Genomic DNA, 14,921 nt, shown 5'->3' with positions numbered 1-14,921 from the left:
GTTCAGTTGTTGACCTGTTCATAGGTAAAGGCCTTGGCCAGCGCCACCAGCAATTGCTCCAGCACCAGCCCCACCACCCCTATGACGACGATGGCGATGATGATGTGCGGCACGTTCAGGTTGTTCCATTCGTCCCATACCCAGAAGCCGATGCCCACGCCGCCGGTCAGCATCTCGGCGGCCACGATGACCAGCCAGGCGGTGCCGATGGACAGGCGCACGCCCGTCAGCATGTAGGGCAATACCGAGGGGAACAGGATCTTGGTCAGCACCTTCCACTCCGACAGGTTCAGCACGCGCGCCACGTTCATGTAATCCTGCGGCACCCGCTGCACGCCCACGGCGGTGTTGATGATCATCGGCCAGATCGAGCAGATGAAGATCGACCAGATCGCCGCCGGATTGGCCGACTTGAACACCAGCAGCCCGATGGGCAGCCAGGCCAGTGGCGAAACCGGGCGCAGCAGGCTGATGATGGGGCCGAACATGCGCGAGAGGAATTCCACCCGGCCGATGGCAAACCCCAGCGGGATGCCCACCAGCGCCGCCAGGCCGAAGCCCATGCCGACCCGCTGCAGCGAGGCCAGCACGTTCCAGCCTATGCCCTGGTCATTGGGGCTGTTGCGATAGAAGGGATCGGAAAACATCACGCCGGCCTCCTTCAGGGTGACCCATGGCGTGGGGAAACTTGCGGTCTTCATGGCAATGATCTGCCACACCAGTACCAAGAGCGCCACACCCAGGACCGGGGGCACCACCCGCATGAACAGTCCGCCTGCGGCCAGGCGCTTCCTGGCGCTGCGTACCCTGGTCGGGGTGGCAGGTGCCACCGATGCCGGCTGCGCCTGGCTGGCTGCGGCCACTGCTGCGCCCTGGCTGTTGCCGGCGGGCTTGGCGTTATCGCCCATGATGCTTTCCATGACTGCACTCATCGCTTTCCCCTTGCTGATGACACTTCACTGTGACGGCCAGCGCTTTGGCTGCACTGCCTGCGCTGGCCGCCGAGGCTTACACCTTGATCTTGAAGGACTGCGCATAGGCAGCCGGATTCTTGCCGTCCCAGACCACGCCATCGACCAGCTTGGAGCTGCGCATGACTTCCTTGGGCAGGGGCGTCTTGGTCATGGCGGCGGCCTCCTTGTAGAGATCGATCTGGTTCACCGACTTGGCCACGGCGAGGTAGTCCGGATCGCTCTTGAGCAGGCCCCAGCGGCGATGCTGGGTCATGAACCACATGCCGTCCGACAGGAAGGGGAAGTTGACCTGGCCTTCGTCGTAGAACTTCATGTAGTTGGGGTCGTCCCAGGTCTTGCCCAGCCCGTTCTGGTAGCGGCCCAGGATGCGCTGGTCGATCACGTCCTTGCTGGTGTTGACATAGGACTTGTCGGCGATGACCTCGGCCATCTTGTTCTTGTTGGCCAGCGAGGCGTCGATCCATTTGCTGGCGTCCAGGATGGCGGCCATCATGGCGCGGCAGGTATTGGGGTATTTCTGGACGAACTCCAGTGAGGTACCCAGCACCTTTTCCGGGTGGTCCTTCCAGATGTCCTGGGTGGTGATGGCGGTGATGCCCACGCCGTCGACGATGGCGCGATGGCCCCAGGGCTCGCCCACGCAGAAGCCGTCCATGTTGCCCACCCGCATATTGGCCACCATCTGCGGCGGCGGCACGGTGATCACCTTGGCATCCTTCATCGGATGGATGCCGTTGGCGGCCAGCCAGTAATACAGCCACATGGCGTGGGTGCCGGTGGGGAAGGTCTGGGCAAAGGTGTATTCGCGCTTGTCGGTCTGCATCAGCTTGGCCAGCGAAGCGCCATCGACGGCGCCCTTGTCGGCCAGCTTCCTGGATAGCGTGATGGCCTGGCCGTTGTGGTTCAGGCCCATGAGCACGGCCATGTCCTTCTTCTGCCCGCCGATGCCCATCTGCACGCCGTAGATCAGGCCATAGAGCACGTGCGCCGCATCCAGCTCGCCATTAGTCAGCTTGTCGCGCACGCCGGCCCAGGAGGCTTCCTTGCTGGGGACGATCTTGATGCCGTACTTCTTGTCGAAGCCTAGCACCGAGGCCATCACCACCGAAGCGCAGTCGGTCAGGGGAATGAAGCCGATCTTGACCTCTTCCTTTTCCGGTTTGTCCGAACCGGCGGCCCAGGCGCCGCCGCTGGTCAGTCCCAGCATGCCGGTCCCGGCCGCCAGGCCTGCACCCTGTATCAGCTTGCGGCGCTTGCCGTCCACCATGTCGACCGTCCCTGCCGGCGTGGCTGGTTCGATATCTGCGAGCTTGCCTGCCTGGTCCGCCTGAGCGTTGAATTCCATAGCACCCTTCCCCTTGCGTTGCGAATTGACATTGACGAAAGCCATCAACAAAAAAAAGGCGTGTCCCGTCATGGATGACCATGTCGGAAGACGCCTTTGTCCGGGACGATGCGACCGCCGTTGGTCACACCTTCACATCTGTTGCGCACTCTCTGCGCTATGTCGTCAATTCAGCAAAGACTGTGCCAGCGCATGATAATCGCCCGCAAAGCCGCACCCGGCCTGCACTGACGGCGCCATGACCAAGACTCACGACAGGTCCGGCGAGGGGGTTCTCGCACCGTCAACATGAGCTCGGGCCGCACTTCATTTGTGCTTTGCACCAAGTTGGCGGCAAGGCGGAGTGATCAGGTGCCCATTGGGGCCACCGGTGGAGACGGCCCGAGGCGCCCGCCTACCCGGTATTGCCGGGTTTTCCTACAGCATATTGCGACGGGCGCTGATCGCGGGGACAGGGGGGCCGGGCCTATGATGGCTCAGCATCAACGAGCATCATCAAGCAATAACGAGCAACATCGAGCAACAACGAACGACCCGGCGCTTGCACCCTGGCGGGCAAGAACGAATTCAATAACAAAGGAGAACCTCCATGACCCTCGGCACCATCCTGCTCATCGTCCTGATCCTGATCCTGCTCGGCGTGATCCCGGCCTGGCCGCACAGCCGCGGTTGGGGCTATGGTCCCAGCGGTATCGCCGGCACCATCGTCATCATCCTGCTGATCCTGTTGCTGCTCGGGAAGATATAAGACAGGGCGGTAGCAAGGCGGTTGACTCCGCCCTGCTGCCAGCGCCCCTGACGCTTTCCCCGCGACCCTCCCCTCCCGGATGCAAGCCTGATACCATCGGCCTGCGGAAGGGAACACGGCGCGGTCGGTGCCCTGTCACCGACCGCGCCGTTTGCCTTGTGTCCAGCTGGCTTGTTATACGCTGCGGGCACGGCAGATGGCCCATCCCCATGAAGTTTTCGCGTTTGCGTGATGAGGCCTATAACAGATGAAGAACAAATTCCTCGCATCCTCCCTGCCCGTTTGCCTGGCCGCGTTGTCCATGCTGACGGCCGCATCCAGCCACGCCGGCGAGGACAAGCTGGCCAATGGCGATCCAGCCCGCTGGTATCAGAACGCCGACACTCCCAAGGAACGGCTGCGCAATCTCAACCAGGAGACCGCCGCTGCCTACGCCGAGGCATTGGCCGACTGCAAGGCACAGCGTGGCAAGCAGGCCAGCACCTGCCGCAAGGAAGCCGCCGCAGCCCGCAAGGACGATGCGGCGCGCGCCCGCCGCATCTATGACGACTACAAGGCGACAGGCGCCAAGCCGGCCTCCTGAGCCAATGCCGGGTTAGCCTGTAGCCCGGCTGCCTGGCTGCGGGGGTTGCCCCTGCGTCGGCCCCAAGTGCAAGCCACAAATGGAAAACGCCGCAACGATGGACATCGTTGCGGCGTTTGATGCATTCCGTGCGTGCAGGCCTCGATAGCCCGCACGGTGTGGCTGGCAGCGCTGCCAGCCTGGTGTCAGGCCCGTGTTACTTGCCCACCTGGTTACCGATCACGCCACCCACGGCGGCGCCGCCGACGGTACCGATGGCGCTACCACCGGTGAGCACTGCACCGCCCACCGCACCAGCACCTGCACCGATGGCTGTGTTCTTGTCGCGCGCGGACATGTTGCTGCAGCCGGTCATCGCGGAAAAGGCAAAGATGGCTACCGAAGTCACTGCCAGTTTTTGAATTGTTTTCATGACTACTCCTTCCTCATTGTCGAATAGAGTCCAACGAACGGATGACAGAACCGGCATCAGGTCATCGGACGCATGATCACGCGCGCAGCCGGAGCTTGCGGCGCAGCCTTGGCGGCTTCGCGGGCGACGTCCGGGGTGCATGCACCAGCCTCTTGCCCATAGAGCAGGACAGCTTCGCGCATGAACCGGGAACGGCGGCCTTCGGCCATGTCCATGTACCGGAACTTCTTTTGACCTGCCTTCTGCAGGCGGGTCGCGTCGACCGGCATGTGACGATCCATCGTGGAGGCCGACCAGCGCGCTGCGCTGCCATCAGCCTGACGGGGTGCTGCATAAGCGGAGGAGGCAAGTGCCGAGACGGCTACCAGCATGCAAATACCGACTGTTTTTTTCATGGTCTGCCCTTTCAGGGGTCCCTTCTTGGCGGTGAGCAAAAATTTCATGCGGCAACCCGAGAACTCTTTTGCATTTCCCGGCTCTACCAGCACCATGACGACATGGTCGCGGAAATTGCTGCATCACAAAATCAGCCGTTTCCGATTCTGGCGTAGGAAGATTCCTACACTGCCATCCCGCCGGCCACCGCAAATGCCTTGGGCTCCTCAGAACCCGGGCGGCATTCACGGCGACGGCGCGCCCACTTCACTTAGTTCTTTGCAGCTTCCTTGGCATCGCCATAGGACTTCTGGACATTGCCTTCCACCTGCTTGGCAGCGCCCTTGACCTGCTGGCTGGTATTGCCAGTCAGCTCACCGGTCTTCTCTTGCACCTTGCCTGCCACTTCCTTCAAGCTACCCTTGACTTGATCCTTGTTCATGATGGCTCCTTTGTGGTTGATTGCCTGATAGGTCCCGGCTGCAACGTCAGGACATTCCTGCCTGCTTGCCGGCACCGCCGCCTGGTCCACCCTTTGGGTCAGACTGCGACGATGAATCCATGGTATCGATGAGCCTGCGCCAGGCCCATAAGAGAGTCGCCCTTTCGCGCGTAGGAAAAAACGAAAAACCATGCAGGAAAAGCGGTGCCGAAAAATCCTCACAAAAACGCAGAAAGCCGCCCTGGAGGCGGCTTTCGGAAGGGTGATGGATGTGCGGGAAAGGACTCGGTTTGCGCCGCTCAGGCCTCGCTGGGCGCCAGCTCCGGACGGATCGGCAGGCTGATGCTGATCAAGGCCCCCTTGCCTGGCGTAGAGCGGATATCGACCTCGCCACCGAAGAAGGTGGCCCGCTCGCGCAGGCCGCGCAGGCCGTAGGTCTTGTGATTGTCGCGCCGCTCTTCGGGAATGCCCACGCCATCGTCGCGCACGGTCAGGGCCACGTGGTCTTCGTCGATATCGAGGATCACATCCACCTTGCTGGCCTTGGCATGCTTGGTGACGTTGTTGAGCATCTCCTGCAGCATGCGGTAGATGGCAATCTCCATCTCGTGGCCCACATCCACGTCTTCATCGGGCAGGCTGGCATGGCAGGCGATGCCGGTGCGCTCGTGCAGCTCGTCGAGCTGTTCCGAGATCGCCGCCTTCAGACCGAACAGGTCCAGGGTATTGGGCCGCAGTTCAGTCTGGATGCGTCGGGTGGTGGCCACCAGTGACTTCATCAGGCCCTGCATGCGGGTCTTGCGGTCGGCCCATTTTTCATCCGGCGGCAGGATCTGGTAGACCCCTTCCAGGTGCATCGACAGGGCCGTCAGGGAGGCGCCCATGTTGTCGTGCAGCTCGCGGGCGATAGCGCGCTTCTCTTCTTCGCGTACGGTTTCCAGGTGATTGGTCAGTTCGCGCAGCAGGGCGGTACGCTGGATCACGGTCTTTTCCAGCTGGCTCTCGCGCTGGCGCAGTTCATCCTCGGCCTGCTTGCGTTCGGTAATGTCGGTGCTGATGCCGATGACGCCCTGCACGCTGCCGTCCTTGCCAAACCAGGGCACCTTGGCGGTCTGGAAGGTGACCACGCCCTCCGGCAGGTGGAGGGTCTGTTCCAGCTTCTCGGGCTTGCCCGAGGCCATGACACGACGGTCATCGCGGTCCACCGTATCGGCCTCTTCCTGCACCAGGAAAAGCTCGCGGCTGGAGCGGTACATGGTCTCTTCCCAGGTCTTGCCGAGCTTATGCAGGGTGGCCGGGTTGGCGAAGATCATCAGGCCCTGGCGATTCTTCACGAAGATCGGGTCGCTGGTGCTTTCGCTCACGGCGTTCAACAAGGCGCTGGTTTCGGCCAGTTTCTGGGCATTGCGGGTACGCTCGCCGTATTCGCTATCCAGCCGACTAGCCGAGCCCCAGAAGATGAAGAGCACGATCGCGCCATTGATCAGGGTCAGCGTCGGCAAGACCAGCTCCGGCACGATCCAGCCATGCGTCATGCCCCAGTTCAGCAACAGGCTGAAGGCCAGCAGCAGGAACAGCGTCTGCGGCAACAGATGGCGCAACATCTGGCCGCCCGGCGCGATGCGCATGATCACCGCCATCAGGGCATGTGCCGGGCGTGCCATGAGCAAGGCCGCCCCCAGCAATGCGAACACCAGCGCCGAGAGCAACGACACCGGCAGCGGGAAATCGAGATAGATGAACTGGCTGACGTCGTACAGATAACCGACCAGCGGAATGGCGGACAGCGCGATCAGGGCAAAGGCCAGGTATTCGGCCGGATAGTAGCCGCCGAGCAAGCGCCAGTCATGCAGCAGCAAGGCGGTCGCCATGAGCACAAAGCCCAGCGACAGCAAGGGCGGGATCGCCAGAGGCGAAATCGTGTCAGCGCCCTCCAGCGGCAGCCAGCCCAGCGCGTACATGACACCGTGCGCCAGAGACGCCAGCCCGCCGACCAGCAGCAGCACCGCCAGCCCGATGGCGATGCGCCGCAGCAGGGGCCGGCGTACCGCAGAATTCATGCAATTGAGGTAGAGCGCCAGGGCGCCCACGATGAAACCACCGGCCGTGAGTTCACGCACGGCCAGCAGGCCTGACAGCAGTCGCCGGTACTCCTCACCCAGGAAACCGGTCAGCAGCACCACGATGCCCAGCAGGATCACGGCCATGGACAGGCCCATGGCCAGTGTCACCATGCCGCTGTAATTGGCGTGCGATGCCGCGAAATACTCGACCGATGCGCTGTTCTGGATGTCGGCGGAGGACGGACGAAGTCCGTCTTGGTTCTTCTGCATCGTCGGGAATCCCTCGTTCTTGTGCGATCCGTGCTGTCCGCGCTGTCCGTACGTTTCGGACATCAAGCCTGCGTCAGGGTCTTTCGGACTCCGGGCAGGCTGCGTGCCATGATCGGTTCTCGTTGTCTGGTGCACCGCGGTCGCGCCGAACAGCCCTGGCGCCGCGATCGTTAGCTGCACAAATTATGCAGCAAAATCCTGCTTATACCCCGCCCGCCTGGGCCGGCCCTTGCGGCGAATTGTTGCTCGACGAGGTCCGCCCGGACTTGCCCCCCTTCTGCTTGGCCAGCTCCTGCAACAGGTCACACAGCAGCGGCAGTTCGGAGGACTTGTCGAAGAAGTGCTGCACGCCGCATTGCACGCCCACGCGCCGATAGGTCGGGCTGACGTGATTGCTGAAGACCACCTTCACCTCGCTCTGGCGGCGCGTATTGGAGCGCGCCAGCGACTGCAAGAGGCTCATGCCGTTGCCCTGCTTCAACTGGATGTCCAGGATGAGCACGTCATAGCTGTTCTGCTGCAGATGACGCAGGGCTTCCAGCTCGGTCTCGGCGTAGCCCACCAGGCGCACGCCGGCAATTTCGGCCAGACTCTCGACGATCAGGTCCCGCACGTCCTCCGAATCTTCCACCAGGAAGAGCCGCAGGATCGTCCCGTCGCCGTCGCGCTGGGGCCTGATGTTGAGAATGTCGTCCATGATGCGATGTACCACTCTTCCTTGCCTGCGCCCCCGTCTGGTTCATGCAGCCTCTGCAGCCTGTGCTGCCTGGCCGGAACCGCCCGGGTCGCCGGATCTCAGTCGATCAGGTTGTTCTTGATCGCGTAATAAATGATGTCCGCGTTATTGGTCATGCTCATCTTCTGCAGCACGCGCGAACGATAGGTACTGACCGTCTTTACCGACAGGCACAGCTCGTCGGCGATCTGGGTCACGCCCTGCCCTTGACCCAGCTTGTAGAAAATCTCGTATTCCCGCTGCGAAAGCGTCTCGTGCAGCGGCTTTTCGGAATCCACCGGCTCGCTGGTGAGCAGCTCGGCCACGCCGTAGCTGATGTACTTGTGACCACGCAGGATGGTATTGATGGCGTTGACCAGCTCGGTGGCCAGCGCCTCCTTCTGCACGTAGCCGGATGCACCGCTGCGCAGCACCTGCACCGCATAGCGGCTCTCTGGGTGCATGGACAGCATGAGCACCGGCAACTCCGGCTTTTCCCGCTTGATCTGCTTCAAGACTTCAACGCCACTCTTGTCGGGCATTGCGATGTCGAGCAGGACGATGTCCCAGTCCTGGGTACGCACCAGACGGATGGCTTCTTCCGCCGTACTGGCCTCGCCGCCGATTTCCATCGACGGTATTTCCGAAATGAAATGATGTACACCTGCCCGTACGACCGCGTGGTCATCGACTACAAGTATTTTTGTCATGGCAATTTTGAGCAGTGAATTGAAACGCCAGCGCCGTGGGCGCTGCTTGGTACGATTTGTAGTTGTACTCTGGTTTTACGCCGTTTTACGCGGTAATCAAGTCCACGGGATCTACCCGCTTTCCCGCCGCGCCGCCCTTCCCTGGCCGGCTTCGCGCATGCCCGGCAGCAACGGATTCCAACTATACCCGACTGCACCTGACCTGTCTTCTTGCGGAACGCACCGGATCGGTCCGAGACGCTCTGCAAGCAGCAAGTCCTCAAGCGGGACAAGCGCGGACCGGTCAACAGACCGGTCACGCGCTCACAAGTTCCCGACCTTACTGCTTCAGACGCAGGTCGTTACGCACCGAGACCACACCCTTGACGCCACGGGCCAGTTCGGTAGCACGGGCAGCCGAGGTGGAGCTGGAAACGAAACCGGACAGCTGGACCACGCCCTTGTAGGTTTCGACATTGATTTCAGCGGACTTCAGGTTCGGCTCGTTGAAGATGGCGGCCTTCACCTTGGTGGTGATGACGGCGTCATCGACGTATTCGCCGGTGCCTTCCTTGCCTGGGCTGGATGCGCAGCCCACCAGGGAAACCATGAACAGGGCCAGGAAGAAACCGAGGAAACGCTTGGTCAGGGACATTTTGGTCAGCGACATGATGAAACTCCTATGTTGTTGGGGGATAAGCCTGGTCTGGCGGCCGCGCCACGGACTATCTGCCGGGCGCAAACCGCATGATCGTCAATCGATGGTCAATCGATGGTTTATCGGCCGACGGCCGAAGAACCCGGATTACTTGCCGTACTTGGCCTTGGCGTTGGCCACGCACTTGTCCTTGGCGTCACCGCTCATGGCGTCGCACTTTTCCTTGGCGACGTCATAGTTGGCATCGTTCTTGTCCTTGCGCGCATCCTTGTCGGCTTCGCTACCCTTGCGCTTGGCCTTGGCATCAGCGATTGCCGATTCGTGGGCGGCCTTGGCTTCCTTCTCGCACACGTCCTGGTCGTTACCCTTCAAAGGACCGCATTTCTTCTTGGCTGCCTTGTAGTCGGCATCGGCGCGCGACTTGTCGGCCTTGTATTGTGCGGCAGCCGGATCAGCTGCGAAGGCTGCGCCGTGCATGCCGATGGCGGCAGCGCCGAAGATCATGGTTGCGATGATTTTTTTCATTGTGTTGTCCTTCCTCATGGTTTGCTTTGACAGCCTGGGTTGCGGCCTGGGGCCGTATTCTTATGCAGGCCGGGTGAGCGGCCTGCGTACTACGATGTTGCGGTCCTGCGATTTCACTTGCGCTTGCTGCTCACGGTCTCACTCACACTCACTCCAACTCCGGTGCGGGCTTGCTCGCGGCAGGCGGCTTACTGACGCCAGTCCTTGTTGCGATCCTCGAAATCACGGATCTGCTTCTCGGCTTCGTCCTTGCTCACGCCATAGGCCTCCTGCACGCGGCCGGCCAGTTGGTCACGCTTGCCGGCGATGACGTCGAGGTCGTCGTCGGTCAGCTTGCCCCACTGTTCCTTGGCCTTGCCCTTGAATTGCTTCCAGTTTCCTTCCACGATGTCCCAGTTCATGGTGATCTCCTCGTTGTGGGTTGGGGTTCAGATCGAGGGGGATGGCCCCTCGTTACGTTCTCGTTGCGTTCTCGTTACCTTCTCGCTTGCGCTCTCGCGCCCAAGCTTGCAACGGTTGCCGGATTTACAGACCCAGCAGATCACTCATGTCATCAGCGTGTTCTTCTTCCTGCGCCATGATCTGGATCAGCATATGCTTGGTGGTCGGATCGTCGTCACCGATGCGCTCGATCATCTGGCGGTAGGCCTCGATGGCCACACGCTCTTCCACCAGGTTGGCGCGGATCATGTCCTTGATATCGGAGGACTCGTCATACTGCGCATGGCTGCGCTCGGCGATGGTCTTCGGGTTGAAATCCGGCTCGCCATTGAGCTGCACGATGCGCTCGGCAATCTGGTCAGCGTGGCTCTGCTCTTCCTGCGCATGCTGCAGGAACTCGCCCTTGATGGCCTCGATTTCCAGGCCCTTGGCGGTGTAGTAGTGACGCTTGTAGCGCATCACGCACAGCAGCTCGGTGGCCAGCGCGTCGTTGAGCATGGCGACGACTTCCTCGCGGTTGCCGCGATAGCCTTCGGTCACGGCACCGTCATCGATCTTCTTGGCGGCGGCGCGAATGGCTTCCTTGTCCAGGTGGAAATCGGCTTTTTTCTTGACGTCGGTCTTCGGGGGATTCTTGGTCATGGTGGTCATTCCTTTTCTCCGGTTTCTTGACTAATGCGCTGGGCGTCGGGCGTGTTGTGCTATGTCCCGCTGCAGAGCGCCTGGCTGCAGCCGTGATGCCGCGCGGGCATCGCCACGGCGTGCGGAAATCAGTCGTGGTCGGCGCAGCGACCGACGGCCAGACCGACCAGGAGGCCGATACCGGTGCCGATGGCAATGGCACGCCACGGATTGGACTGGACGTAATCATCGGTGCTGGTGACGATCTGACGACCGGTTTCCACCACGGCGGCCTGTGCATCCTGGGCGGTGCTCAGGGCCTGCTCCAGCAGATCCTGGGCGGTGGCACGCAGGTCATCGGCCTTCTTGCCGGTGGTGTTGGCCGCTTCGGCGAACAGGTCCTGGGCTTGTTGCAGCAGCGATTGCACATCGCTTCGGACGGTCTTGAATTTGTTGGCTTGCATACTTGCCCTCCATGTATTCGTTTCGGGTTCAATGGCACGCGCTGATAGCGTCGATAGCGTCGTTCGCGCCTTCAAAATCTGCTCACATCAGGTACTGCAGAACGATCAGCATCAGCACCGGCACACCCAGAAGCCATCCGAGCACGAGCTTGTCCATGATCTCCTCCTCCGTTGTTCTTCATCGTGCCGGCGACTTTCCTGGTGATTGCGATAGTGCGACGCAGTCTCCGGCGCCTTCGTTGCTTGTGAGTTCTTGTGAGTCTTCACTTACGGTTTTCTTACCGTTTTCAATGCATCAGCATTGCTTGCTTTCGTTACGTCCTTCATCACGTCAGCGAGTAGGTTCAAGATACTGAGCCCCTGTTGCGCTCGCTATCGGCGCCAGCCCGATTGCCTTGTAGGACAAAGAGCCAGCCGCCAGGGTGCTGCACTACCGCACGGCGCGGCTCCCGCGGCTGCCGCGGCTGCCGCCGTTATCGGCGCCACGGCGGCCACGTTGGGCCACGGTGCGGGCGCTGCCGCCTTCGTCTTCCCAGCGCTGCAGTGCCAGGCTCTGCTGGCGCTGGTCACGACGCGCTGCATCACGGGCCAGTACACGCAGGGTGGCGCAGACGGCGACCCCGGCCATGCCGGCAGCCCACAACAATTTTCTGGCAATACTCATCTCGTCTCCCGCAGGTAATAGCTGATGGCTGACGCCTGATTTACACAGGCTTCACACCGAACCCGCGCGCTGGCGCAGGGAACGCTTGATCAGATCCTGCGCCTCGCCGACCGCGTGCATGATGCGACCATCCATCTGGCGGCGCTGGGCGGCACGTTGCAGCTGCACATTGCCCAGCACGCTACCGACGCCTTCCTGGACTTTGCCCAGGGCAAACTGGAATTGGCCGGTGATGGTCTTCTTGTTCATGGTGCGTCTCCTCGTGGTCAGGGTGGTCGGGGATCACATCTTTGATCCGGCCCCGGCTCATCCGGGACTGCGGATCATCGGCCGGGCCAGGCCATCAGGCCTTGCACTGTTACGCCGGGAAACCTGTACAACATGGGAAAAATGATAGCGAGGCCCTACTGTCGGGCTCTATAGGACGCCTGCCGATTGTCTTGTAGGACAAAGCGCAAAGTCTTGTCGGCATTGGGATTGCGGCATTCCGGCATATTCCGGATAGAGGCTTGCGAGCGGATTTTTTCCGGGATGCTTGCGGAAGGCAAAGCAGGGCTGTTTCCTACATGCGCTTGCGCCGCCGTCCGATGGAAATCACCGGAGCGGGCTCATAGGATGACAGCATGCAATCGCAAAGCAGCGCCGACTCCCCGGCTCCCAGCCATCCTGCATCGGGAGCGGCGTCCACCCAACTGAATCCGATGAACAAGAAGGAGAACATCATGGGCAAGTATTTCCTGGCATGGCTGTGCGGCGTTCCGGCTTTCCTGCTGGTGCTGATCTATCTGTTCGTCCACTGATCCGCCGCGTACCGGCCGCGCCGCCAGCAGGCCGCCGGCCGGTATAACCGGCGTAAAACAAGCGAGAAAGGAGAGCAACATGACCAACGATCACCTGATTTCCACGCTCAACGACCTGATCCAGATTTCCATCGACGGCGAAAAGGGTTTCCGCGCCTGTGCCGACGACGCACAGGAGCGCTACATCCCCTACAAGGACACCTTCATGGTGCGCGCCACCGAATGTGCGCAGACGGCGCTGGACCTGCAGGATCTGGTACGCCGGCTGGGTGGTGAACCGGCCAGCCACAGCACGCTGGGCGGCACCCTGCATCGCCAGTGGGTCAACCTGAAGAGCGCCATCACCGGGCGTGATGACGAGAGCATCCTGGACGAATGCGAACGCGGCGAAGATGCCGCCGTCAACGCCTACCGCAAGGCCTTGAGTGAAGACCTGCCCACCGATATCCGCCTGATCGTGGAGCGCCAGTATCAAGGTGTGCTGGCCAATCACGACAAGGTACGCAGCCTGCGCAATCAGGTGAAGGCACGCAAGGCGGCCTGATACCCCACACCGTCGCATGCTAGGCGCACCCGGCATACCGAGGTGACGGCGAAGTGACGGACAAAAAAATAGCGCAGCCTGGCTGCGCTATTTTTTTGCCTGCATGATCTGCATCTCATGCATCATGAAAGATGCAGTCAATGCACTATCGCATCGTCACGAATGCCAATGATCAACCCTCACCCAGGTAAGCCGCCTTGACCCGTGGATCATCCAGCATCTGCTTGGCCTCGCCTTCCATGGTGATCAGGCCGGACTCCATCACGTAACCGCGATGCGCCGCCTCCAGCGCCAGCTTGGCGTTCTGTTCCACCAGCAGGATGGTGATGCCCTGGGCCGACACATTGCGGATCACTTCAAAGATCTTCTCCACCATGATCGGCGACAGGCCCATCGAGGGCTCGTCCAGCAACAGTAGCTTGGGGTGGCTCATCAGCGCACGCGCCATGGCCAGCATCTGCTGTTCGCCACCCGACAAGGTACCGGCCATCTGCGCGGCACGTTCCTTCAGGCGCGGGAAGACCTCGAACCAGCGGTCGATGTCGGCCTGGATCTGGCCCTTGTCATTGCTGGTGTAGGCACCCATCAGCAGGTTTTCCTGGATGCTCATGCGGGTGAAGACGCCCCGCCCTTCCGGCACCATCGCCAGCTTGTCCTTGACCAGCTCGAAGGACTTCTTGCCCTTCAGCGGATTGCCCATGTAATACACGTGGCCATCTACCTTGCTGCTGGGTAGCGTGCCGGTGATGGCTTTCAGGGTGGTGGTCTTGCCGGCACCGTTGGCACCGATCAGGGTCACCAGTTCGCCTTCGTTGACTTCCAGCGCAATGCCCTTGACGGCCTGGATGCCGCCATAGGCCACGCTCAGTTGTTCGACTTTGAGGATGTTCGTTGTCATGTTCTGTGGTCTCGCTTAATGGCCTGCGCCCAGATAGGCTTCGATCACCGCCGGGTTCTTCTGTACGTCGGCCGGTACGCCCTCGGCAATCGGCTTGCCGTAGTCCAGCACCGTGATGCGGTTGCACAGGCCCATCATCAGCTTCACATCGTGTTCGATGAGCAGGATGGTCCGGCCATCGGCCTGGATCTTCACCAGCAGCTCGCGCAGGCCCAGTTTCTCGGTGGCGTTCATGCCGGCCGCCGGTTCGTCCAGCGCCAGCAGTTGCGGGTCGGTGGCCAGGGCACGGGCGATTTCCAGGCGACGCTGGTCACCATACGACAGGTGACGCGCCGTGCGCTTGGCGAACTGGCCGATGCCCACGAAGTCCAGCAGTTGCTGCGACTTGGCGCGGATCGCCGCTTCTTCGTCACGGGCTGCCTTGTGGCGGAAGACCGCACCAAACACGTTCTGTTTGGTGCGCACGTGGCAGCCGACCATCACGTTTTCCAGCACGGTCATCTCGCCGAACAGGCGGATGTTCTGGAAGGTGCGGGCGATGCCGGCCTTCGCCACTTCGTGCGGGGCGCTGGGGCTATAGGGCTTGCCGTCCAGTTCGAAGCTGCCGGTGTCCGGTTGATACAGGCCCGTGATGACGTTGAAGAAGGTGGTCTTGCCGGCACCGTTGGGGCCGATCAGGCCATAGATCTG

21 protein-coding genes are annotated in these 14,921 nt (G+C 61.5%); 4 read left to right on the top strand and 17 right to left on the bottom strand.

Translation table 11 applies throughout. The annotated features are described in order from the left end of the window. Nucleotides 1–2: 2 nt before the first annotated feature. Nucleotides 3–932 carry a nitrate ABC transporter permease gene (ntrB, locus tag HWE04_RS23415; protein WP_241813831.1) on the bottom strand — a complete coding sequence of 310 codons (930 nt, stop codon included), beginning with the start codon at nt 930–932 and terminating at the stop codon, nt 3–5. A gap of 76 nt (nt 933–1,008) precedes the next feature. Then, nucleotides 1,009–2,319 carry a CmpA/NrtA family ABC transporter substrate-binding protein gene (locus HWE04_RS23410; protein ID WP_446719246.1) on the bottom strand — a complete coding sequence of 437 codons (1,311 nt, stop codon included), beginning with the start codon at nt 2,317–2,319 and terminating at the stop codon, nt 1,009–1,011. 589 nt (nt 2,320–2,908) lie between these two features. On the opposite strand from HWE04_RS23410, the gene HWE04_RS23405 reads away from it, so the two are divergent. Together HWE04_RS23405 and HWE04_RS23400 are read left to right on the top strand one after the other, a co-directional pair. Continuing rightward, nucleotides 2,909–3,067: a DUF3309 family protein gene (locus HWE04_RS23405; protein WP_006464722.1), complete on the top strand. Its 159-nt coding sequence runs from the start codon at nt 2,909–2,911 to the stop codon at nt 3,065–3,067. 247 nt (nt 3,068–3,314) lie between these two features. After that, nucleotides 3,315–3,650 (top strand): hypothetical protein, encoded by a 336-nt coding sequence (locus HWE04_RS23400; protein ID WP_006464721.1) that lies wholly within the window; start codon nt 3,315–3,317, stop codon nt 3,648–3,650. A 196-nt stretch (nt 3,651–3,846) separates the two neighbouring features. Here the strand turns inward: HWE04_RS23400 and HWE04_RS23395 are convergent, their stop codons facing one another. From HWE04_RS23395 to HWE04_RS23335, 13 genes are all read right to left on the bottom strand, one after another. Further along, nucleotides 3,847–4,062, bottom strand: a complete 216-nt coding sequence (locus HWE04_RS23395) for a glycine zipper 2TM domain-containing protein (protein ID WP_006464720.1) — start codon at nt 4,060–4,062, stop codon at nt 3,847–3,849. 56 nt (nt 4,063–4,118) lie between these two features. Then, nucleotides 4,119–4,553 (bottom strand): hypothetical protein, encoded by a 435-nt coding sequence (locus HWE04_RS23390; RefSeq protein WP_241813830.1) that lies wholly within the window; start codon nt 4,551–4,553, stop codon nt 4,119–4,121. A 155-nt stretch (nt 4,554–4,708) separates the two neighbouring features. Next, on the bottom strand, nt 4,709–4,879 hold the full coding sequence (locus HWE04_RS23385) for a CsbD family protein (protein WP_006464718.1): 171 nt from the start codon (nt 4,877–4,879) through the stop codon (nt 4,709–4,711). A 299-nt stretch (nt 4,880–5,178) separates the two neighbouring features. Beyond that, nucleotides 5,179–7,212 carry a PAS domain-containing sensor histidine kinase gene (locus HWE04_RS23380; protein ID WP_241813829.1) on the bottom strand — a complete coding sequence of 678 codons (2,034 nt, stop codon included), beginning with the start codon at nt 7,210–7,212 and terminating at the stop codon, nt 5,179–5,181. Nucleotides 7,213–7,414: 202 nt separating this feature from the next. Further along, nucleotides 7,415–7,909 (bottom strand): response regulator, encoded by a 495-nt coding sequence (locus tag HWE04_RS23375; RefSeq protein WP_208399268.1) that lies wholly within the window; start codon nt 7,907–7,909, stop codon nt 7,415–7,417. Nucleotides 7,910–8,007: 98 nt separating this feature from the next. Then, nucleotides 8,008–8,637 (bottom strand): response regulator, encoded by a 630-nt coding sequence (locus tag HWE04_RS23370; RefSeq protein ID WP_006464715.1) that lies wholly within the window; start codon nt 8,635–8,637, stop codon nt 8,008–8,010. Between the two features lie 319 nt (nt 8,638–8,956). Then, complete coding sequence (locus HWE04_RS23365; protein WP_008326489.1) at nt 8,957–9,286, bottom strand: BON domain-containing protein; 330 nt, start codon at nt 9,284–9,286, stop codon at nt 8,957–8,959. A gap of 135 nt (nt 9,287–9,421) precedes the next feature. Next, nucleotides 9,422–9,799, bottom strand: coding sequence for a cell envelope biogenesis protein TolA (locus tag HWE04_RS23360; RefSeq protein WP_077237645.1), 378 nt, complete (start codon nt 9,797–9,799; stop codon nt 9,422–9,424). Between the two features lie 188 nt (nt 9,800–9,987). Next, a complete protein-coding gene (locus HWE04_RS23355) occupies nt 9,988–10,200 on the bottom strand; it encodes a CsbD family protein (RefSeq protein ID WP_006464712.1) in 213 nt (70 codons plus the stop codon). A 124-nt stretch (nt 10,201–10,324) separates the two neighbouring features. Next, a complete protein-coding gene (locus HWE04_RS23350) occupies nt 10,325–10,891 on the bottom strand; it encodes a ferritin-like domain-containing protein (RefSeq protein ID WP_006464711.1) in 567 nt (188 codons plus the stop codon). Between the two features lie 119 nt (nt 10,892–11,010). Continuing rightward, nucleotides 11,011–11,325: a DUF883 family protein gene (locus HWE04_RS23345; RefSeq protein ID WP_006464710.1), complete on the bottom strand. Its 315-nt coding sequence runs from the start codon at nt 11,323–11,325 to the stop codon at nt 11,011–11,013. A 430-nt stretch (nt 11,326–11,755) separates the two neighbouring features. After that, entirely contained in the window at nt 11,756–11,989 is a 234-nt protein-coding gene (locus HWE04_RS23340; protein WP_241813828.1) for a hypothetical protein, read from the bottom strand. Between the two features lie 51 nt (nt 11,990–12,040). Continuing rightward, entirely contained in the window at nt 12,041–12,238 is a 198-nt protein-coding gene (locus HWE04_RS23335; RefSeq protein ID WP_006464708.1) for a CsbD family protein, read from the bottom strand. 374 nt (nt 12,239–12,612) lie between these two features. Between HWE04_RS23335 and HWE04_RS23330 the strand changes: the two genes are divergently transcribed. Continuing rightward, on the top strand, nt 12,613–12,789 hold the full coding sequence (locus tag HWE04_RS23330) for a hypothetical protein (protein ID WP_241813827.1): 177 nt from the start codon (nt 12,613–12,615) through the stop codon (nt 12,787–12,789). A gap of 79 nt (nt 12,790–12,868) precedes the next feature. Further along, on the top strand, nt 12,869–13,333 hold the full coding sequence (locus HWE04_RS23325) for a PA2169 family four-helix-bundle protein (RefSeq protein WP_077237642.1): 465 nt from the start codon (nt 12,869–12,871) through the stop codon (nt 13,331–13,333). A gap of 172 nt (nt 13,334–13,505) precedes the next feature. Here the strand turns inward: HWE04_RS23325 and HWE04_RS23320 are convergent, their stop codons facing one another. Next, a complete protein-coding gene (locus tag HWE04_RS23320) occupies nt 13,506–14,231 on the bottom strand; it encodes an ABC transporter ATP-binding protein (protein WP_006464706.1) in 726 nt (241 codons plus the stop codon). A gap of 15 nt (nt 14,232–14,246) precedes the next feature. Then, the coding region (locus tag HWE04_RS23315) for an ABC transporter ATP-binding protein (protein WP_241813826.1) at nt 14,247–14,921 on the bottom strand (675 nt) is incomplete at its 5' end.

It is taken from the genome of Herbaspirillum sp. C7C2, assembly GCF_022627865.1.
GTDB lineage: Bacteria > Pseudomonadota > Gammaproteobacteria > Burkholderiales > Burkholderiaceae_D > Herbaspirillum > Herbaspirillum frisingense.
The sequence above is the reverse complement of the archived record's forward strand: the minus strand, read 5'-3'. Positions and strand labels throughout refer to the sequence as shown.